Raw genomic sequence first — 20,285 nt, 5'->3', positions numbered from 1 at the left:
ATTAATATGATTTTAAATTTTCTTCAACATTTTTAATTACCCTGCAGGGATTTCCCACAGCAACCGCATCATCAGGAATATCTTTAGTAACAACACTTCCTGCTCCTATCACCGTATTATTTCCGATGGAAACTCCGGGCAGAACCACTACGTTTCCTCCCAGCCATACATTATCTCCTACAATAATTGGATGGGCATATTCCAGGCCTTCATTCCGCTGTTTTGCATCCAGCGGATGTCCTGCTGTGTAGAAGCTGCAATTCGGACCGATAAAAACATTGTCTCCAAATTTTACCTTTGCACAGTCTAAAATAGTCAGGTTATGATTGGCATAGAAATTCTCTCCAACTTCAATATTATAGCCGTAATCGCACCAAAAATTAGGCTCGATACAAATATGCTCTTTTGTGCTTCCTAAAATTTTTTTGATCAGTTCGTTTCTGTTCCGGGTATCGGAATTTTTCAGATGGTTATACTCCAGGCACAGGTCTTTGCATGCCATACGCTCACTGATCAGCTGCTGATCATAGTTGGCGTTGTACAGAAGCCCGGCCTCGCATTTTTCCTTTTCTGTCATAAATTGGATTCAAGGTTTAAAGTTTAAACTTTAAAGATAGGAGTAATAATCAAAAAGCAGGATGATTATTAATAACCATCCTGCTTTTTTATCTGATAGAAGCGTGTTTATTTATATAAATCAGGTTCTATTTTATTGTTGTTTTTAGCGATATCTTCCTTAGCCCTTTTTTCAATATTCCTGTACATTTCATTCATATCAATAGATTTCCCGTCCTGGTTTTTCATATTGATAACCGCCCCTGCAGGAAGTGTACTCATTGTTTGCTTCATATCTTTGGTTGGGTCTGTAAGATAATCTTTCCAGGCTTTTTTAAATTGTTTTTTGTTGACTTCAATTTCTTTGCCTCCTATACCAACCATAGTAAGTCCTGGTATCTGAAGCGCTTCTTCTGAAACTACTTCCGTTTTCTTATTTCCGATTAAGGTCATAATATGATAGCCTTTTGTATCTTCAATTTTTACAATAAGTCCCGGCAGTCCACAAAATTTATAAGGTCCATCCTGGATAGGAATATCTGTTGTAAACCAAGCTATCCAGCTTCTTCCTCCATAATTCGTAGTTGCTTTTTGAGTATTATATTCGCCAATTTTTTCCTTTTCAGGCAAAATTTTCCACTCAGGTTTCTGATCTTCTGTTATTTTATAAGTTGTATTCCCTACTTTTTCGGAGAACGATATATTATACTCCGGATACTTCTTTGTAACGCTTGAGAAAATAGTTCCCGGTTTTATATTTTTCTTGATGTTAATACTCCCGCCAAATCCACCTTTCATCTGCTTGGCAATATCTGCTTTTGTTGTGGAATCCGCAACGAATTTTTCGCGGCTGTAATATTTGGAACCGCTTTTATCAATATCCAGAAGCATAATATCACTTTTCACCTCTGCCCTATTAGTAGAATCCGCAACATATTTATAATCATAAAAGAATCTGTTGATCTGCGCATTGGCGAACATCCCTAGCATCACTAATAAAATTAAATATTTTTTTTTCATAATCTACGCTTTCTTTTTCTGCTACTAAAAGCTTTGCCAACCTCAGAAGAACTGACAAAGCTCAATGGTACTTATTTTTTTGTCTGAATTCTTATTTCTCCACGTCTGATATTCGCTCCATTTTCTTTATTAATGGTAATACTTGCGATACTTTCAGGTTTTATAGCATCCATTTCACTTTTGGTGATCTGTCTTCCATCCAGGAAAATCTTAGCATCATCCCAGCCATTCACTTTGAGTTTTCTCACGCCATTCATCGCAATCATTCCATTAGCATCTTTCTTAATATAATCTGCTTCCAGTTCCATGGTTCTGTTTAATGAACCCGGTTGAACAGTGTTGGTGCTTTTGTAAAAATAGACATTTCCTTTAGCTCCCTTTAATGCATCCAGTCTGGCTTTTTCACCGGCCTTTCTGACTTTTTCTCCTTCAAGCCTAGCTTTTTCACCGGCTATTCTGGCCTGCTCACCTGCTATTCTTGCTGCTTCGCCATGTATTCTTCCAAACTCTCCTGCTTTCATCGCCTCCATTCTGGCTTTCTCTCCCATTTCTCTGGCCTTTTCGCTTAATTTCATAGCTTCGACTCTCGCTTTTTCTGCTCTTTTGCTGGCCGCTTTTCTTTCTTTAATTGCCTTCCTTGACGCTTTTGTATCTCCTGAGTCCCAGCTCTGAAAGGCATCATTAAATTTCATTACTCTTACTCTCGAAGCATTCGGAGCTGATGAGGCATCCGGAAAATCAATATTCAGATTGGAAAGGTCAGGCATTTCAACGCCAAGCTCTTCAAGGGCTTTGGTTTCATTTTTCCACTCATCAGATCTGAAAAAATCATTTATTCTTTTTGATTCTGTATGGGGAATGCTAAAAGCCATTTTAAAATCATCAGAATTGGTAATTCTTCCTATTTCTCCTGAAAGCCCACTGATCTCGTCCACCTTCTGCTGGAATTCTTTACTTTCCGGCTTCAGGTTTTTTAAAGCTTTACTTTTTTCTTCAATTTTCTTTCCAAGTTCTGCTATTTCTTTTTTACTTGAAGATTCTTTGAAAAATTTCGGACTTATGATTTCTCTTTTTTCAGTTTCCTGAGGTGTTATGGTATCTTTCTTGATCTGAGAAACAGCTTCCTTAATTGCTATATTCGTTTCTTTAATTTCTTTATTCTTGGCGTTTACCATATAGGCAAAGGCTACTGAAAATAAAACCGGTAATGCAAAAATTCTCCGCGCATATCCGAATTTGGTTTTTGGTTTTTGTAACATTTTGAGTCGTTTTTTTAGATTTGAACTTAGAAACGGACTGGCAGCAGGCAACTGTGTTCCGGAAAAGTGGCTTGCTAAAAGCATCTGCGCAAATGCTTTGGTATCCGATTGTTTTACGGCTTTTTTATCAGCCAGGTATTCGTGGATCAGACTGATCTCTTTTTTAATGATATGAAAAAACGGATTGAACCAGAAAACAGAGGTAATGATCTCGATAAAAATCTTATCGAATGAGTGTTTCTGCTCAATATGAACCATTTCATGTTTTAAAATCTGTTCTCCCACATCGGAATCCAATGTGATGGTGTTTTTCCAGAAAAGGTTTTTAAAATATGAAAACGGGGCTTCTGTCAGGTCTGTACGGTAAAAATTGATCCCATCAAAACTTTCTTTTTGAAACTGTTTCTTAAGCTTCTGGATCTTGAGGATCCCGAAAATCAACTTCCCTAAAAAATAGAGAGAAACCAGTCCCAAAGCTGAAAAAATAATTCTAAAATAAATGTGGCCATTGTCTATGTTTTTATTGGTATTAAAATTCTGTATCCTGTCAAGAAGCATATACATATCACTATTCACTTCTATTGTAAAGTCATCTACCCTGATCAGGGGCAGCAACAGGGATACGACCATTGCAAACAGGAGGTAAAACCTGTTATAATGATGAAATGTCTTGTCTTTTAAAGACAACTGGTAATATAAAAACATTACACCGGAGCATACAATTACTTTTCCCAAGTATAAAAAAACAGTTTCCATGATCAGTTAGTTTTCTTTTTGAGTTCGTTCAGAAGCATTTCCAGGTCTTCCACGGTCATTTCGTTCTTTTCAACAAGGAAGGAAACGGCGCTTTTATAAGAACCTTTGAAATAATTTTTCACAAGACTTTTCATAGTTTTCCCGGAATACTGTTCTTTGGTAATCAACGGGAAATATTCATGCTGTCTCCCATATACATGATAATCTACAAATTCTTTGTCCTTTAATACTTTTAAAATTGTAGACACTGTATTGGTATGGGGTTTCGGCTCCGGAAACAGGTCCAGAATATCTTTCAGAAATCCTTTTTCTAGTTTCCATAAATACTGCATCACCTGCTCTTCTGCTTTTGTCAAATTCTGAATTTTCATATCCTGTTCATTATTATTAAGTGATAGACTATTTTGATAAAATCTTATATCACTAAGAAATTAGTTATACAAATGTAGAAATAAAATTGAATCAAACAACTAATTTTCTAGTGATAAAAAATAAATTGATATAATTAACTGATAATCAGCTTAATAATTTATATTAAAATATGTTAAATTTTTAATGTACCCTATTTATTGCCTATTTAATATGCACAAAAACTTAGTATTAAGCCACAAATTCTTAAAACTTGTTAATTTTTATTAAATAAAATTAAAATGTATTTGTTTAAAGTGAGAAAATATATTTATTTTAGTGCTTTAAAAATTTCTCATGAAAAGATATAACTTATTGATTGTACTATTACTGCTTATTTTTAATGTTACTACAGCTCAAAAGAAAAATTCTCCGGCTGCAGATCTCAGTATCTTAAAGGAAACCAAAACAAAGATTGAAAACACAGTTCCATTGGTTATCAAACATCTTCAGGCTATTGCTGATAAGGAAGGTGACAACAATATCGTTGCCAACGGAAAGACTGCTTTAGGAAAAGAATATGGTATTTTGGAATCTGAATGGTTCCTGTACAGAAATAATATGAAGAACTGCATTCTTAACAATTCTTCCAAAAAAGCTAAGAAATGCATGGAATACCATACACAATACTTAAGAAATACATTCATCAACTACAACAATTATATCTCAAACCTGACAAGAAAGAACGGATATCTGGGTGTGGAAGGGGATACAAAATTCGATTTTAAACCGGCAGAAATCAGTACAAAGCTTAGTGAAGCTTATTTCAGTGCCAGTGATGCAGCAGGAAGAATGAAAAGTGGCCAGAAAAAAGAGTTTTTAGAACAGACAATGTCTGAAGATAACAAGCTTACTCCTTACGGTCAATTGGCTCAATAAATAAATGTTAATTAAACGATAATAAATCCTGCTTTTTTTAAGCAGGATTTTAATTTTAAGTACGATTTATTATTTCCATATTTCGTTGGTGTTCTTCACAATACCGAATCCTAATTCAAAAAGATAAAGATCAGGAAAGATTTCAAACTGTTGTTTTACAAATATTTCCATCTTTTCAATAATCTTTACCCCTCCATGACCGGACAATACGAATCTCCTTCATTAGTCAGATTTACTTCCTCAACTTTACACAATAAAAAAGAACTGCATATGCAGTTCTTTTTTATTTAGAATATACAATACATTAATCATTATGTTCTGATAAAAATTAAGGCATGTTATAAAAAAAATCTCCGCCAGAATGTTATGCACTAATCATAAAAACATTCAGAAAAAAGTAGAAAATGAGGGCGGAGATTCTTAAACATAAATAAACTCTGTAACCAGTCTCCTGATTAGTAAGAGTGATACAAAAGTAATATTTTGGGGCCTATTCCGCTGAAAAAAGCTGTAGAATTAAATAACCTGTTTTGTAGAAGTAATACTACTTTTTAATAATAAGATGATAGGTTAAGTTTTCTTTTAAAACAACATGTTTCGGATTTTATAAACCCAATTAGCTTCAGAGATTTGTATTATAAAATGTAAAATAATGAATGACATCATCCAGAGAATTGAAAATATAGACTGGCAAAGCATTACTGAGGCCCTGCATCAAAACGGATATGCCCTTGTGCCTGGTTTATTATCCGATAATGAGTGCAAAACATTAAAATCAAATTATGACAATACAGCTTTATACCGCAAAACGGTTGTCATGGCCCGGCACCGTTTTGGATTGGGTGAGTATAGATACTTCAATTATCCGTTGCCTGATTTAATCCAAACAATAAGAACAAATGTATATCCGCATCTCGTTTCTGTTGCCAATACATGGTTTAAAGCATTGAAGATTGATATAGGTTTCCCGTTGGAACATGCAGCATTACTTCAGCAGTGTCATGACAACAACCAGCGGAAAGCAACTCCTTTAATCTTAAAATATGGAAAAGGGGGCTTTAATACTTTACATCAGGATCTTTACGGAGATATTTACTTTCCAATTCAGCTCGTTTTGATGTTGAATGAGCCTGAAAAAGATTTTACAGGCGGAGAATTTGTACTTACCCTGCAGATTCCCAGAGCACAGTCCAAAGCCATAGTTATTAACCCAAAGAAAGGTGATGCTTTAATTTTCACTACCAATTTTAAACCTGAGAAAGGAGCTAAAGGGTATTACAGAGTAAATATGAAACACGGCGTGAGTGAGGTAAAAGAAGGCAGCCGCTGTACATTGGGAATTATATTTCATGATGCTGTAAGTTAACAGATGAAAGGGCATACTGAAATCCCTGATACGGTCTTAAGAAGTAAAATCAGAAGCGGGGAAATTAAATTCGGAGGGAACCACAAGCTAAAAATTTACGGATTACTTCAGTGTTCCTCCGGCAAAAGAATGAAAAAAGAAAACAGGGTCTTTTTTATTTCTGAAAAGGAAGCATTAGAAAATAATTACCGCCCGTGTGGGCACTGTATGAAGGTGAAATACAAGCTATGGAGAAATAAAGAATAACCGAAAATCTATCAACAGTAATGAAATTATGGGATTCTGTAATGTTAAATGCTGCTTTTTCAATATCATTGTAAAATCAATAGAATTTAGGTATGAGTGAAACGTTGCGTTAATTTACAGATAATCGATTTTATTTATTAAGGATATAAACAAAAAGAAGCAATAAATTATTGCTTCTTTTGTTCTAGTAGCGGGAACCGGACTCGAACCGATGACCTTCGGGTTATGAGCCCGACGAGCTACCTACTGCTCCATCCCGCGGTGTATCTTTAGAGTGCTTACCGAAAGCACTTTCTTAGTAGCGGGAACCGGACTCGAACCGATGACCTTCGGGTTATGAGCCCGACGAGCTACCTACTGCTCCATCCCGCGGTGTATCTTTAGAGTGCTTACCGAAAGCACTTTCTTAGTAGCGGGAACCGGACTCGAACCGATGACCTTCGGGTTATGAGCCCGACGAGCTACCTACTGCTCCATCCCGCGATATTGTGAGTGCAAAGATAAGGCTATTTTTTGAAAATCCTAATTTTTCTTTTAAATAAGGGACTTTTATAAAAACTATTTTATTATTTGTATCTTTGTTTTATGGCAAAAATACTGAAAATTTACCCTGACAACCCTCAGGAAAATCTTATGAATGAGGTTATTAAAACCTTACAAAACGGCGGACTGATTATCTATCCTTCCGACACGATCTATGCTCTGGGATGTAATATTTTTGACATAAAAGCCATGGAAAAGCTGGCCCAGCTTAAAAAAGTGAAGCTGGAAAAGTCACAGTTCTCAATTATCTGTAATGATCTGAGCCATCTTTCAGATTTTACAAGACCTATTGATACTTCAGTCTTCAGATTTCTGAAAAGCCATCTTCCCGGACCTTTTACCTTTATCCTGGATGCCAACAAGAGCCTTCCTTTGGCATATAAAAATCATAAAACCATTGGTATCCGTGTTCCCGATCATCCGATCCCGCAGCTTATTGTGGAAAAACTAGGCCACCCAATAGCTTCAACCTCCATCAAGGATGACGACGAGATCATTGAATATTCTACAGACCCGGAACTGATCGCTGAAAAGTATGATCACCTGGTGGATATTGTGATCGATTCCGGATATGGTGACAATGTAGCCTCCACTATTGTGGATCTTACCTCAGGAGAACCGGAAATTATCCGTCAGGGAAAAGGAATTATTTAGTCAGAAGCAGGCAACCGATCATTGGGATTATGAGTTTGTACGGTAAATATGCATTGGGAATTCTTTTTACGTTTGTACTTCTTGCTGCAGTAATGCTTTATGGGTTACCATTTATTTATTTAATTACGGGTGCAAAAGGAATTACATCCGTTAATTTTTTTTATACGAGGGTTGTTCTTTGGATAGTTCTTTTTTTTGTTTTTCTTTATAATTTTTTTGTGGAAAAAAATCCTTTCCTGCTATGGGAAGAAAAGAAATATACAGTATCATTCTATACCAGGTCAGTAATCCGTTTATATTTTACCTGTCTCATAGGAACTTCCGTTATTGGTATAATTATCCAGCTTTTGACTCAGGAAGGCATGAGCAGCAAAATGGTTCAGATCTCTTCTGCTTTTAAAAATAACTATCTGCTGATGGTGTTTATCTGCCTTACTGCCGGAGTGGTAGAAGAACTTCTTATGAGAGGATATATTCAGCCAAGAATTGAAAGAATATACAATAATCAATATTGCGGTATTTTTATTTCCGCCCTATTATTTGGAATTCTGCACAGCACTTATGGAACAATCGGACAGGTAGTCGTACCTTTCTTTATCGGAACCGTTTTTGCTATGTTTTATAAACAATATTCAAACATTAAAATTTTAATCATCTGTCATTTTATGTACGACTTTGTATCTATAATGATCATGAATTTAATTGATATTAAACATTTATCCGTATTCTAACATTATGAAAATTATAACTTCTCCAGCGAAACTGATGAACGTTGAGAATTCAACTGATTTATTAAGATCCACCACCCCGAAATTCATCGAAGAAGCTGCATTCATCCAGTCATATTTAAAGCACAAATCTCCGAAATATCTTTCGGAACTCATGGAAATATCACCTAAGCTGGCCGATGAAAACTGGGAAAGAAACCAGAAATGGAAGGCAAAGCCAACAGCGAAAGAATCTGCTCCTGCCCTATTTGCGTTTACAGGAGAGGTTTACAGAGGACTGGATGCGAAAACCCTGGATAAAAATGCCATCGATTATCTGCAGAAGAACTACAGGATGCTTTCCGGGCTGTATGGCTTGCTGAAGCCGTCTGATAAAGTAATGCTTTACAGGCTGGAAATGGGACGCCATTTTGAATTCGATCAATACAAAAACTTATATGAGTTCTGGAGAGAAAAGATCACAGAACAGCTGAACTCCGAGATGAAAAAAGGTGAGATTCTTCTTCATCTGGCCAGCAACGAGTATGGGAAAGTGATTGACAGGAAAAAATTAAATCATAAAATCATCGATTTTGATTTCTATGAATTAAAAGACGGAAAACTGAAAACTATCGTTGTTTATACCAAGCATGCAAGAGGCCTTATGGTAAGATTCTGTTCAGAGACTAACGCCAAAACCCTGGATGATGTAAAGGCATTCAACTATGAAGGCTACCTGATCGATGAGGAAAAATCTACGGACACTAAACTGGTTTTTACAAGATAAATGACAATATCAGCATTCAAAAAATATTTTAAAACTGAACTTTCCGAACTTTATAACGATTCGGAAAGTGCTTTTTTATGCAGTGTTTTTATTGAGAAAATTGTAGGCTTTGACTCTTTTCATCAAAGAAGACTTTCAGATCAGGAACTTCTCATTGATGATGAAAAGCAGCTTCTTCAGATCATTTCCGATTTAAAAACCGGCAGACCCTATCAGCAGATTCTGGGAGAAACTGAGTTTTACGGTATGCAGTTTTTCGTAGACGAACACGTGCTGATTCCGCGTCCTGAAACTGAAGAATTACTTGAAATTGCGATTCAGAAAATCCATGATTCAGAACTTCCTGTCCAGGGCTTAAAGATTTTGGATATCGGAACCGGAACCGGTGTGATTCCGTTGGTTTTGAAAAAATATTTCCCAGAAGCAAAAATTTCTTCCATTGATTTTTCTGAAAAAGCTTTGGAAACAGCTAAGCGGAACGCAGAACATCATCAGCTGGAGATCAATTTCATTCATGGTGATTATCTCAACTTCGACTTAGCTGAAAGTTATGATATTATTATTTCCAATCCGCCATATATAGGACTTGAAGAGGAAACAGAAATCGCTGATTCTGTCAAGGAATTTGAGCCCAAGATGGCACTCTTTTCCCCAGTTCAGGATGCTTTGATCTTCTACCGGAAAATTGCAGAAGATGCTCAACAACATCTGAAAGACAATGGCCTTTTGCTTTTGGAAATCAATCAGAAACTTGGTCCTGAAACGCTTGAATTATATATTGACCATTTTTCTGAAGCCCAACTGATCAAAGATTTATCTGAAAACAATCGCTTTATTGTTGGAAAGAAATAAGTATTTTTATTTTCTTAATCCATACACACTTCTATGCGAACATCCATATTCAGTGCAATGCTCGGCCTTATCTTTATTCTGCAGCTTTCATCCTGTGAAAAAAGACCGCGTAATGTTGTCAAAAACTATTATGACAAAGGAGAATTCAACGGTTCTGTTTTAGTTGTAAACAATGGAAAAGCAGTTTGTGATACAGTCTTAGGACTCAGTAATATCGAGAAAAATATAAAGCTGAAAAAAACAACTCCGATCTATCTTGCCTCATTAAGTAAGCCCTTTACCGCAGTTTCGGTTATGCTTCTGCAACAGAAAGGACTGTTGAACTATGAAGATAAAGCATCAAAGTACATTGAACTGCCTGCCTATGCCCAAAATGTAAGTATCAGGCAGCTTTTAAACCATACTTCAGGAATAAGAGATTACGAATCGATTATTTTCAGCAAAAAAGGACTGACCAATCAGGATGTGCTGAACTGGCTGAACGGTCTAAACAAACTGCAATTTCCCTCAGGAAGCAGATTTGAATACAGTAACAGTGGTTTTATTATCCTATCATTAATCATTGAAAAAATTTCAGGGCAGTCTTATGGAACTTTTCTCCGTGAACATATTTTTGCTCCTTTGGGAATGAAGAATACCTGGGTATATGATTCCTCAACTGCTGATAAAAGCAGAGCTACAGGCTATAATAAAGAAAAGCAATTGAATGATTACTCAATTCTCACGACTGGAGATGGCGGCATCTATTCTACTCCTGCAGATCTGTACCGGTTTGATCAGGCATTAAGGAATTTTAAACTGATCAATAAAAGCAATACGGATCTCATGTATACTCCTGCAACATTGTCTGACGGAAAAATTTCCACCTACGGTTTCGGATGGTTTATCGAAGAAGCTGATAGCGGGAAAACCGTGAGCCACACCGGTGGTCTGAGTGGTTTCCGGGCGATATTCTGGAGGGATCTGAATCATAACAGTTGCATCATAGCACTGACCAATCAGGGTGATGCATTTCCCCTGTCCGATTTTTTAAATGATATGAAAAGAACCTTACAATAAAAACCATATGCAGATCAAATCCCACGACATTAATACCATCAAAATTGCAGAAATTCTTTCTGATGAAATCATCATCAAAGCAGTTCAGGATGGGTTGGATCTTCTCGGAGATATTTATTATCAGGGTTTTGATAAGGTGATTGTGTATGAGGAAAATATCATCCCCGAATTCTTTGACCTGAAAACAAAAATAGCCGGTGATATCCTGCAAAAATTTTCCAATTACCGTATCAGTCTTGCCATCGTAGGAAATTTTGAAAAATATCCCGGGAAAAGCATCAGGGATTTTATTTTTGAAAGCAATAAAACAAGTCATATCAACTTTACTGCAACACTGGAAGAGGCTTTGGAAAGGCTGGGGAGGGGATAGTTTATTTTTTATTTACCACGGAAGCTCCAAATTTCCACAGGTGTTTTCACAAATAAAACCTATGAAATTATTTCTGATGCAAAAACTTAACTTTCTTTCAGTCTCCCTACCCTAACTTCATTATTTTTCCTTTCAAAAAAGCGGATTGCATCTTCAAGGGCTTTATCAATAGGCTGATACCGGATTCCCAGTTCTTCTGAGGATTTTCGGTTTGAATAAAAATTATTGATCCTCAGAGCTTTCATATTGGGAGAACTCAGGCTAGTTTTTATCTTCAGCTTTCTCAGAACATCACCAATCATTCCCAGCATCGCCAGCCCGGCATCCGGAATTGGAATCATAACAGGAGTCTTTCCGGTAATGGTATTTATTTTTTCGAAAAATTCTTTGTAAGTCAGATTTTCATTGGCCAGCAGGTATTTTTCACCGTTCTTTCCTTTTTCAACAGCTTTTATAATTCCTTCCGCCACATCTTCGGCATGTACGAAATTTTTTCCTCCTTTTGGATAGAAAACAAACTTCTTTTTCCATGCCCAAAAGATAATTTTCCCCGAACTCGGCTTACGGTCGTAGGCTCCGATCATGAAAGTAGGATTCACAATAACCACTTTTGTTTCTGTGTTCTGCTGAAGAAGATAATTCTCTGTTTCCAATTTACTTTGGGCATAATATGAATGAGTAAATGGATATAATTGCGAAGCTTCTTCATTTCCCCAGGCGGCAGAATTTCCATAGCCTAAAGTATTGGCCGTACTTACAAACAGGAATCTTCCTGTCCCTGCAGCTCCAGCTTGAGCAAACAGATGAACTACAGCATCATAATTAGTCTTTTTATAATCTTCATAATGTAGCAGATCCTGACTGGTTTCCGCTGCAATGTGGATAACAGCATCCACATCCTGCAGATGCTCTGAAATATCTGAGAACAGGTCTCCTTCTATGAGTCTGAAATTTTCATTTTCTTCGCCCATCCAACTGCTTTTCTTACGCACCAGAGCAGTAACAGAATAATCATATTGTAATAGTTTAATAATGGTATTGGCACCCAAAAGCCCCGTGGCTCCGGTCACGAAAACTTTTTTCATGCTTCAATTTCTTTTTTTATAGCACTGGTCATCAGAGGTAGTTTGATCCAGATCGGCAGGATCTTCATGATCAGCCAGCTGATGGGATTCACCATAATAACGGAATCTTTTTTGAAAAGTTGCCTGATGCAGTAAGCAGCTACCTTATTCGGATCCAGGAGGGTAAGCTTTCCTAAAACACCTTGCTTTTCAATTCTTTTGCAGACATCAATATTGGTTTTCATCGCTCCCGGATTCACAACGCTTACAAAAACATTGGTATCTTTCAGCTCTTCATGCAGTCCTCTTGAGAATGAATGGATAAAAGTTTTGGAAGCAGGATATACCGTTTTGAACCCGATGGGTGAAAAAGCAGCCATGCTGGATACATTCAGAATATATGCTTTGGGTTGTCTTAACAGATTGGGCAGAAGCTGATGGGTGATCAGTGAAGTTGCCGCTACATTCACCTGTAAAATGGTATTGATATAAGATGACGAAGCATCTACAAATTTTTTCGTACCTCCAAGCCCTGCATTATTAATCAGTATGTAAATTTCAAAAGAACGGTTCAGCCAGTCTGTAAGTTTCATGACATTTTCATTCACGGAAAGGTCTACTTCATAATAATGAGCCTTGATCTGATATGTTTCTTCAAGCCGCCGGGACAGCTCTTTTAAATGCTGACCAGGAAGGCTTACCAAAATGACATTGATATTCTTACTGGCCAGATTTTCTGCAAATGCTTTTCCTAACCCCTGGCTTGCTCCTGTTACTACAGCATATGATTCTTTGGTATCCATAAAACAATTTTATGACACAAAGCTATCCTTAAAAGAGTCTCTGCATGTTCAGTCTTATCTGAGTGAACCTATTTTAAAATTAAAAATAAATCAAAACAAAATATTGATAAACAATCAGTTAAATAAATACGAACGTTAAGATTTATAAACCTGAACCATTTTTATACTCGGAAGGAGTCTGATCAGTCAGTTTTTTAAAGGTGGTATTGAAAGAAGTCTTGGAATTGAATCCTGATTCGTAGGCGATTCCTAAAATTGAAAGCTTGCTCTGAGAATCTTTAAGAAGTTTCTTAGCATATTCAATTCTGTATTCATTTACATACTGGAAAAAGTTCTTTTTAAATCCGGTATTGATAACATACGACAGATGGTGTGTGGAAATAGACAGGAGTTCAGAAAGGCGGATCAGATTGAGTTCGCTGTCAAGATAAGGCTTTTGTTTGTCCATAATTTCTTCCAGCTGGCTTTTGATCTTTAACAGTTCTTCATCTGAGATCAGTTTTTTCTTTACTTCTTCTGTCCGGGGATCTTCATCAATGGAAATCAGTTCTTCACGCTGTTTTTCTTCAAGGGGATAAATTTCTTTCTGTTTTAAAGCATAATATCCTACAAAATAAATAACCAGCAGAAAAGCTCCGTTAATGAAAAAATTCAGTGCAGTGGAATCATAGGATAAGTTATAAACTACATAAACAATGTTGATGATGAAAATAATGACAGTAATATATTCCAGCCAGTTCAGATTGATTCCTTCTGTATTCGCTGAAAACTGCTGGATCCTTTTTTTATGTTTCCGGATAGTGTAATAAGAAAGACCAGTATAAAATAAGGCCTGGAAAAGGATTAGCCCAATAAAAACAAAATTAAAAGCAGCATCATTTTCGAATTCCCCAAAGCGCTTTAATATAATATTAATCCCAAAGATGACAGGAAGGACCAGATATTTCAGATCTGAAACTTTAAATTTGAATGAAGGATTGGTGTAAAATAAGACACTGAAATAGAACATAATTGGCGTCAGAAACTGGATCATCTGGACGGAAATGATGGAATGAACTTCTACCGGAGCCTCTTTTACCAGTGTAAGGACCTCATCCAGCCAGAAACTCGACCATAAAAAAAGAAATATCCCAAACCAGAAGTTGGCCTTTCTGTTCACCCGCAGCGGATTAGACAGTTTCAGTAAAGAAAGCAAGACCAATGAACCATAGATTAATACAACGATGAAGCGGTTTAATTCTGATGTGCTCATTGGTCTTGATATTTTGATTAAAGGTAAATCTTTTTATCCTATTCTTTTCCTGACAAATATTTCATAGCCCAGATAAATCAGCGGCAGTGACATAATTCCCAGATACAGAGCATTGTGTATGGCTGCATCCGGAGCTACCGCGACTGCATAAACCAATCCGAAAAATGCGCCGCCAAGATGTGCAGCATGTCCGATATTATCATGTTGTCTCGGGTTCATCATCATATACACAGAATACCCGAAATACAGCAGTCCGAAAATGTATCCTTTAACCGGAATCGGAATAAAGAAGATATAAATGTCGATATCAGGGATCATTGCTATAGATGCAAATAATATTCCTGAAACCCCTCCACTTGCTCCTACTGCAGAATACCATGGCTGTTTCTGGTAAATGTAAAGCGAGAGAAAATTCCCCAGCAATATAGACCCCAGATATACAATCGTGAAACCGAGATTTCCGAAAGTCTGAATGACAATAGGCCCAAAGAAATACAGTGTCAACATATTAAACACCAGGTGCATGATATCAGCATGCAGAAACCCTGATGAAAGCAGACGAATGTATTCTTTTCTGCCCAGAATAGCTCCTACACTGAATTTATATTTCTCAGTGATACCATGATTGTTGAAGGCAACAAAACTGATAATGGCCGTAATTATAATAAATAAGATGAGAATATTCATAATTTTAATTCTTAATTTTCTGGTTCACCGTTTTCAAACAGATCCCCGATGACAGTCCGGTCATCATCTACAATACCGTCACCTGTTTCCGGTTCCTCGTAAATTTCCGGTTCTTCTTCTACAGGTTCAGGAATGCTGATATTGATTGTTTTTACTTTAAATTTTGTGAACTGGTTTCCAATTGCCTTTATTCCTTTTACAGCAATGAACTCATCAATATGTATGGTTTCCGGGTCACGGTCTTTGCCTTTATCTTTAGCAAAAATGATCTCTGCTGAAGCACCGTCTGCTACGATTACATTTTCAATAAATGATTTCGGGTGTTCCGAAGGCATAAAGGTCTGTATATTGGCTGTATTTTCCAGCAGGAATCTCTTGATAAAATACATTTCCTTCTCTCCATCGTAGTAAATGCATGTTACCGGCTGTTGTGGCTTCCATTTTTCCAGCACCAGATATTCATCATCGAAACGGTTCCCCAGGTCGAAAGACACCAGCTTCACCTCACCGCTGGTATTGATCGTCAGAATTTTGTCGTCTCCTTTAAAACTACCCAAAAGAGTACCTCTCGCATCGGCATTCAGTCTTCTTACGGTATCATCAAACCAGATTTTTCTGGGAGCCAGCGTGGAAACACCTTCCTCTTTCATATCAACCTTTTTCACGGAATATTTGGTCACCAGATTTCCTTTGGAATCTCTTCCTTTGATGGCAAGATCAGAGAAATCGATCTCCATTTTATTTTTCCTGATTCTCGGATTCGGTTTTAAAAGGACAGTTACTGTTTCCGCTTCCCCATTAGGATTTGCCGAAAAATACAGTGTTTCAGAGCCTTTTTTATCAGAAGCCAACGGATAATCCGTATTTCTTGTTACTGCAGTGACAGAAAAACGCTTCATATAGTATGGCCCGTCTCTTCCTTCCCGGTAGATCATGTTGTAGACCGTTCTTTTATCATTCTTCTTCCATATGGCAACATGCAGTATATCTTTTCCGACGAATGTTTTGGCATCCACCTTTACGACTTTCATGGTTCCGTCTTTTCTGAATATGATGATATCATCAATATCTGAACAGTCAAACAGATACTGATCTTTTTTCAGTGATGTCCCGATAAAGCCCTCTTCAAAATTGGCATAAAATTTTTCATTGGCCACTGCTACTTTTGTAGCATCAATAGTATCAAAAATTCTAAGCTCAGTTTTTCTCTGCTTATCTTTTCCGTATTTTTTCTGGATATTTAAATAGTACTCGATGGCATAAGCAATCAGGTTGGCAAGATGATGTTTTACCTGCTCTATTTTGCCCTCAAGAGCAGCTATATTTTCTTTAAATTTATCTAAATCGAATCTTGAAATCCTCTTGATCCTGATCTCGGTCAGTTTTAGGATATCCTCTTCTGTTACTGCTCTTAAAAGGTGTTTGGTATGGGGCTTCAATCCTTTATCAATGGTTGCAATAACGTCTTCCCAGGTCTTTACTTCTTCAATATCATGATAGATTCTGTTCTCGATAAAGATCCTTTCCAGTGAAGAGAAATGCCAGCTTTCCTGAAGCTCGTGAAGTTCAATTTCAAGTTCCTTCTTAAGCAATGAAACCGTATGTTCCGTATTCATTTTCAGGATATCTGAAACATTCATGAACATTGGTTTATCCCCAACGATCACACAAGCATTTGGCGAGATCGTTACCTGGCAGTCTGTAAATGCATAGAGTGCGTCTATAGTTTTATCCGGCGACACATCATTATGAAGATGAACAAGAATCTCTACAGTATCGGAAGTGTTGTCTTCAATCTTTTTGATCTTGATCTTTCCTTTTTCATTGGCCTTCAAAATAGAATCTATCAGGTCGCCTGTATTTTTTGAGAAAGGAAGTTCGGAGATTACCAGTGTATGTTTATCGGTCTGGGTAATTTTGGCTCTGGCTCTTACCTTACCGCCTCTATGCCCGTCATTGTATTCAGAGACATCAAGATAGCCAGCCGTCATAAAATCAGGAAACAGTTCAAACTTCTTTCCTTTTAAATGAGCAACAGATGCATTGATAAGCTCGTTGAAATTATGGGGAAGAATTTTCGTAGAAAGCCCTACACCAATCCCTTCTACTCCCTGTGCGAGCAGTAAGGGGAATTTTACAGGAAGATCAATAGGCTCATTATTTCTGCCGTCATAGGATTTTGCCCATTCCGTAGTTTTAGGATTAAAGACCACTTCCAGCGCGAAAGGCGTCAGCCTGGCTTCTATATACCTTGCCGCAGCCGCTGAATCTCCGGTATAGATATTTCCCCAGTTTCCCTGGGTATCTATCAGAAGCTCCTTCTGACCGATCTGTACCATGGCATCCGTAATGGAAGCATCTCCGTGAGGATGATATTTCATGGTATTTCCCACGATATTGGCTACTTTATTGTAACGGCCGTCCTCCAGTTCCCGCATAGAGTGCATGATCCGTCTCTGAACAGGCTTTAGCCCATCATAAACGGAAGGAATCGCTCTATCCAGAATTACATAGGAAGCATAGTCCAGAAACCAGTCTTTATAAAGTCCTGAGACTTTTTTCAAGCTCTCACCTTCGTGCGAGTTTTCTTCTGTCGTCATCTGTTTTTAATCGTTTTTCTCTTTATTAGTTTTTACTACTTTGTTCAGAGAGAGTTTTAAATCGTTTACTTCTTTTCTTCTCAAATAAGATATTTCATATTTGAGGATGGTAGAACCACTGTTCTTGCTTGAGATGGTAATGTATAGTCTTTTGACAAAAAAAATACTGACGATCTCGTACTTTATCAGTTTGTATTTTGGAAATTCATCATGAAGAGGTTTGTCCAAAAAAGGAATGATATTCCTGTTCTTAAAGTTCAGGGCTTCCCCATCACTGTCATATTCAAATATTTGTCTGCCGTTCAGGTGAAAAATCACCATTAGTATGACTGGAACAATAAGGAGAATATAACTTTCTTTTCCTACTGCATGAAACCTGTACTCATTCAACAAAAATGCTGCAATTCCAAATATGACTATCATTATCAATAATGTATGTACAAAATTGTAAACCGAAGCTTTGTTGCGGTTGCTGAGTCTCATTTATAATATTTGTGTTTATTGGTTAAACTTTAGTCTGCCACTTCATCCAGGATTTCTTTCTTATCAATATCGGGATCTTCTACAACAAGATTTTCCAGAATAAACACCTGCCTGTCCGGTGTATTTTTACCCATATAAAATTCAAGCAGCTGATCTATTGTCTGGTCTTTGCCTATCACTACAGGCTCCAGGCGGATATCTTTTCCAATGAAATGTTTGAACTCATCGGGTGAAATCTCTCCAAGCCCTTTGAATCGGGTAATTTCCGGATTTTTTCCAAGCTCATTCAACGCTTTTATTCTCTCTATTTCGGTGTAACAGTATCTCGTCTCTTTTTTATTTCTCACCCTGAACAAAGGGGTCTGAAGAATATAAAGATGTCCATTTTTGATCAGATCCGGGAAGAACTGAAGGAAAAATGTGATCATCAGAAGACGGATATGCATCCCATCCACATCGGCATCGGTAGATATAATTACCTGATTGTATCTCAGATCTTCGAGACTTTCTTCAATATTCAAAGCAGCCTGAAGAAGATTGAACTCTTCATTCTCGTATACTACTTTTTTAGTCAGTCCATAGCAGTTCAAAGGTTTCCCTTTCAGCGAAAATACAGCCTGCGTTTCTACATCCCTTGATTTGGTGATAGATCCGGATGCAGAATCTCCCTCGGTAATGAAGATCTGAGTTTCCCCTTTTCTTTCATTCTTCTGGTCGTTATAATGCTGTCTGCAGTCACGGAGCTTCTTATTGTGAAGGGATACTTTTTTTGCTCTTTCTCTTGCCAGCTTCTGGATTCCCGAAAGTTCTTTTCTTTCTCTTTCGGAGATGAGGATCTTTCTTTGTATCGCTTCGGCAATTTCAGGGTTTTTATGAAGGAAATTATCGAGTTTGCTCTTCAGAAAATCAATGATAAAAGTTCTTACAGTAGGTCCGTTTGGTCCCATATCATTGGATCCCAGCTTTGTTTTGGTTTGGGATTCGAATACAGGTTCTTCTACGTTGATAGAAATAGCTGCAATGATAGATTTTCTGATGTCTGACGCATCAAAGTTTTTATTAAAAAACTCACGGATCGTTTTTACATACGCTTCACGGAAGGCATTAAGGTGCGTTCCCCCCTGCGTGGTATTCTGCCCATTCACGAAAGAAAAATAGGTTTCGGTCTGCGATTTGTCAGAATGTGTAATGGCAAGTTCTATATCGGTATCTTTCAGGTGAATGATGGAATACAGAATTTCGTTTTCCATTTCCTCTTCCAAAAGATCTTTAAGTCCGTTTTCAGAATAATAGGTCTCACCGTTGAAAATAATTTTCAGCCCGGGATTAAGGTACGCATAATTGCGCAGCATTTTTTCTATATATTCTTTCCTGTATTTGAAATGAAGAAAAATCTCTCCATCAGGAACAAAGGAAATTTCCGTTCCGTTTCGGTCCGAAGTATCTTTTTCTTCATGGTTTTCCGTGATCAGTCCTCTGGAAAACTCTGCCATCTTCATTTTTCCTTCACGAAAGGATCTTACTCTAAAATATTCTGAAAGGGCATTAACAGCTTTAGTACCAACCCCGTTCAATCCTACAGATTTCTTGAAGGCCTTGCTGTCATACTTTCCACCGGTATTCATTTTGGAAACGGCATCTACAACTTTTCCCAGTGGAATTCCACGGCCAAAGTCACGGATGCTGACTTTACCGTCGTCCACTTTTATTTCAATTCTTTTCCCTGCTTTCATTCTGAACTCATCAATGGAGTTGTCCAGAATCTCTTTAAGCAGAATGTAAATACCGTCGTCCGCAGAGGAGCCGTCTCCGAGCTTCCCGATGTACATTCCGGGGCGCAGACGGATGTGTTCCTGCCAGTCGAGGGTTCTGATATTATCTTCGGAGTAGATTGGATTTATTTCTTGTGACATATATGATTTCAGCAAACATACA

General features: G+C 37.3%; 20 protein-coding genes and 3 tRNA genes. 9 read left to right on the top strand and 14 right to left on the bottom strand.

Features of this window, described 5'->3' with window-relative positions; genetic code table 11:
• Nucleotide 1: 1 nt before the first annotated feature.
• From J2T03_RS01740 to J2T03_RS01725, 4 genes are all read right to left on the bottom strand, one after another.
• Entirely contained in the window at nt 2-577 is a 576-nt protein-coding gene (locus tag J2T03_RS01740) for a sugar O-acetyltransferase (RefSeq protein ID WP_307209086.1), read from the bottom strand.
• Nucleotides 578-684: 107 nt separating this feature from the next.
• Complete coding sequence (locus tag J2T03_RS01735) at nt 685-1,575, bottom strand: GLPGLI family protein (RefSeq protein WP_307209083.1); 891 nt, start codon at nt 1,573-1,575, stop codon at nt 685-687.
• Between the two features lie 71 nt (nt 1,576-1,646).
• Nucleotides 1,647-3,590, bottom strand: coding sequence for a M56 family metallopeptidase (locus tag J2T03_RS01730; RefSeq protein ID WP_307209081.1), 1,944 nt, complete (start codon nt 3,588-3,590; stop codon nt 1,647-1,649).
• A gap of 2 nt (nt 3,591-3,592) precedes the next feature.
• Entirely contained in the window at nt 3,593-3,961 is a 369-nt protein-coding gene (locus J2T03_RS01725) for a BlaI/MecI/CopY family transcriptional regulator (RefSeq protein ID WP_307209079.1), read from the bottom strand.
• A 334-nt stretch (nt 3,962-4,295) separates the two neighbouring features.
• Here J2T03_RS01725 and J2T03_RS01720 point away from each other — a divergent pair, with 334 nt between their 5' ends.
• The 3 genes from J2T03_RS01720 (at nt 4,296) to J2T03_RS01710 (ending at nt 6,489) form a co-directional block, all read left to right on the top strand.
• Complete coding sequence (locus J2T03_RS01720; protein WP_306843066.1) at nt 4,296-4,877, top strand: hypothetical protein; 582 nt, start codon at nt 4,296-4,298, stop codon at nt 4,875-4,877.
• A 652-nt stretch (nt 4,878-5,529) separates the two neighbouring features.
• Nucleotides 5,530-6,243: a 2OG-Fe(II) oxygenase gene (locus tag J2T03_RS01715; protein WP_307209077.1), complete on the top strand. Its 714-nt coding sequence runs from the start codon at nt 5,530-5,532 to the stop codon at nt 6,241-6,243.
• 3 nt (nt 6,244-6,246) lie between these two features.
• The gene (locus J2T03_RS01710) at nt 6,247-6,489 is read left to right on the top strand and encodes an Ada metal-binding domain-containing protein (RefSeq protein ID WP_307209075.1); all 243 of its coding nucleotides are present in this window, start codon (nt 6,247-6,249) and stop codon (nt 6,487-6,489) included.
• A gap of 188 nt (nt 6,490-6,677) precedes the next feature.
• Here J2T03_RS01710 and J2T03_RS01705 read toward each other — a convergent pair.
• The 3 genes from J2T03_RS01705 to J2T03_RS01695 all read right to left on the bottom strand — a co-directional run bounded on the left by J2T03_RS01705 (nt 6,678) and on the right by J2T03_RS01695 (nt 6,972).
• Nucleotides 6,678-6,750, bottom strand: a tRNA-Met gene (locus J2T03_RS01705).
• A gap of 38 nt (nt 6,751-6,788) precedes the next feature.
• Nucleotides 6,789-6,861 (bottom strand) — tRNA-Met (locus J2T03_RS01700).
• 38 nt (nt 6,862-6,899) lie between these two features.
• A tRNA-Met gene (locus J2T03_RS01695) sits at nt 6,900-6,972 on the bottom strand.
• Nucleotides 6,973-7,074: 102 nt separating this feature from the next.
• On the opposite strand from J2T03_RS01695, the gene J2T03_RS01690 reads away from it, so the two are divergent.
• From J2T03_RS01690 to J2T03_RS01665, 6 genes are read left to right on the top strand one after another with little or no spacing between them, the layout of a single operon-like run.
• A complete protein-coding gene (locus J2T03_RS01690) occupies nt 7,075-7,686 on the top strand; it encodes an L-threonylcarbamoyladenylate synthase (protein ID WP_306843069.1) in 612 nt (203 codons plus the stop codon).
• Between the two features lie 29 nt (nt 7,687-7,715).
• Nucleotides 7,716-8,417, top strand: a complete 702-nt coding sequence (locus J2T03_RS01685) for a CPBP family intramembrane glutamic endopeptidase (RefSeq protein ID WP_306843070.1) — start codon at nt 7,716-7,718, stop codon at nt 8,415-8,417.
• 4 nt (nt 8,418-8,421) lie between these two features.
• A complete protein-coding gene (yaaA, locus tag J2T03_RS01680) occupies nt 8,422-9,180 on the top strand; it encodes a peroxide stress protein YaaA (protein WP_306843071.1) in 759 nt (252 codons plus the stop codon).
• On the top strand, nt 9,181-10,032 hold the full coding sequence (gene prmC, locus J2T03_RS01675; RefSeq protein ID WP_307209074.1) for a peptide chain release factor N(5)-glutamine methyltransferase: 852 nt from the start codon (nt 9,181-9,183) through the stop codon (nt 10,030-10,032).
• A 33-nt stretch (nt 10,033-10,065) separates the two neighbouring features.
• Nucleotides 10,066-11,091, top strand: a complete 1,026-nt coding sequence (locus tag J2T03_RS01670; RefSeq protein ID WP_307209073.1) for a serine hydrolase domain-containing protein — start codon at nt 10,066-10,068, stop codon at nt 11,089-11,091.
• Nucleotides 11,092-11,098: 7 nt separating this feature from the next.
• Nucleotides 11,099-11,461, top strand: coding sequence for a DUF4180 domain-containing protein (locus J2T03_RS01665; RefSeq protein WP_306843074.1), 363 nt, complete (start codon nt 11,099-11,101; stop codon nt 11,459-11,461).
• A gap of 86 nt (nt 11,462-11,547) precedes the next feature.
• Here J2T03_RS01665 and J2T03_RS01660 read toward each other — a convergent pair whose 3' ends face one another.
• The 7 genes from J2T03_RS01660 to J2T03_RS01630 all read right to left on the bottom strand — a co-directional run bounded on the left by J2T03_RS01660 (nt 11,548) and on the right by J2T03_RS01630 (nt 20,263).
• Entirely contained in the window at nt 11,548-12,546 is a 999-nt protein-coding gene (locus J2T03_RS01660) for an NAD-dependent epimerase/dehydratase family protein (protein WP_307209072.1), read from the bottom strand.
• Nucleotides 12,543-13,328: an SDR family NAD(P)-dependent oxidoreductase gene (locus J2T03_RS01655; protein ID WP_306843076.1), complete on the bottom strand. Its 786-nt coding sequence runs from the start codon at nt 13,326-13,328 to the stop codon at nt 12,543-12,545. The genes J2T03_RS01660 and J2T03_RS01655 overlap by 4 nt, the downstream gene beginning before the upstream one ends.
• 142 nt (nt 13,329-13,470) lie before the next feature.
• A complete protein-coding gene (locus J2T03_RS01650; RefSeq protein ID WP_306843077.1) occupies nt 13,471-14,580 on the bottom strand; it encodes a helix-turn-helix domain-containing protein in 1,110 nt (369 codons plus the stop codon).
• Nucleotides 14,581-14,613: 33 nt separating this feature from the next.
• Nucleotides 14,614-15,267, bottom strand: coding sequence for a rhomboid family intramembrane serine protease (locus J2T03_RS01645; RefSeq protein ID WP_307209071.1), 654 nt, complete (start codon nt 15,265-15,267; stop codon nt 14,614-14,616).
• A gap of 11 nt (nt 15,268-15,278) precedes the next feature.
• Nucleotides 15,279-17,867 (bottom strand): DNA gyrase/topoisomerase IV subunit A, encoded by a 2,589-nt coding sequence (locus tag J2T03_RS01640; RefSeq protein WP_307209070.1) that lies wholly within the window; start codon nt 17,865-17,867, stop codon nt 15,279-15,281.
• A 6-nt stretch (nt 17,868-17,873) separates the two neighbouring features.
• Nucleotides 17,874-18,290, bottom strand: a complete 417-nt coding sequence (locus J2T03_RS01635) for a hypothetical protein (protein ID WP_306843080.1) — start codon at nt 18,288-18,290, stop codon at nt 17,874-17,876.
• Nucleotides 18,291-18,379: 89 nt separating this feature from the next.
• Nucleotides 18,380-20,263 (bottom strand): DNA topoisomerase IV subunit B, encoded by a 1,884-nt coding sequence (locus J2T03_RS01630; protein WP_306843081.1) that lies wholly within the window; start codon nt 20,261-20,263, stop codon nt 18,380-18,382.
• Between the last annotated feature and the right edge of the window lie 22 nt (nt 20,264-20,285).

Origin of the sequence: Chryseobacterium lathyri (genome assembly GCF_030812195.1) — a bacterium.
GTDB lineage: Bacteria > Bacteroidota > Bacteroidia > Flavobacteriales > Weeksellaceae > Chryseobacterium > Chryseobacterium lathyri_A.
This window is presented reverse-complemented; position numbering and strand designations above follow the sequence as displayed.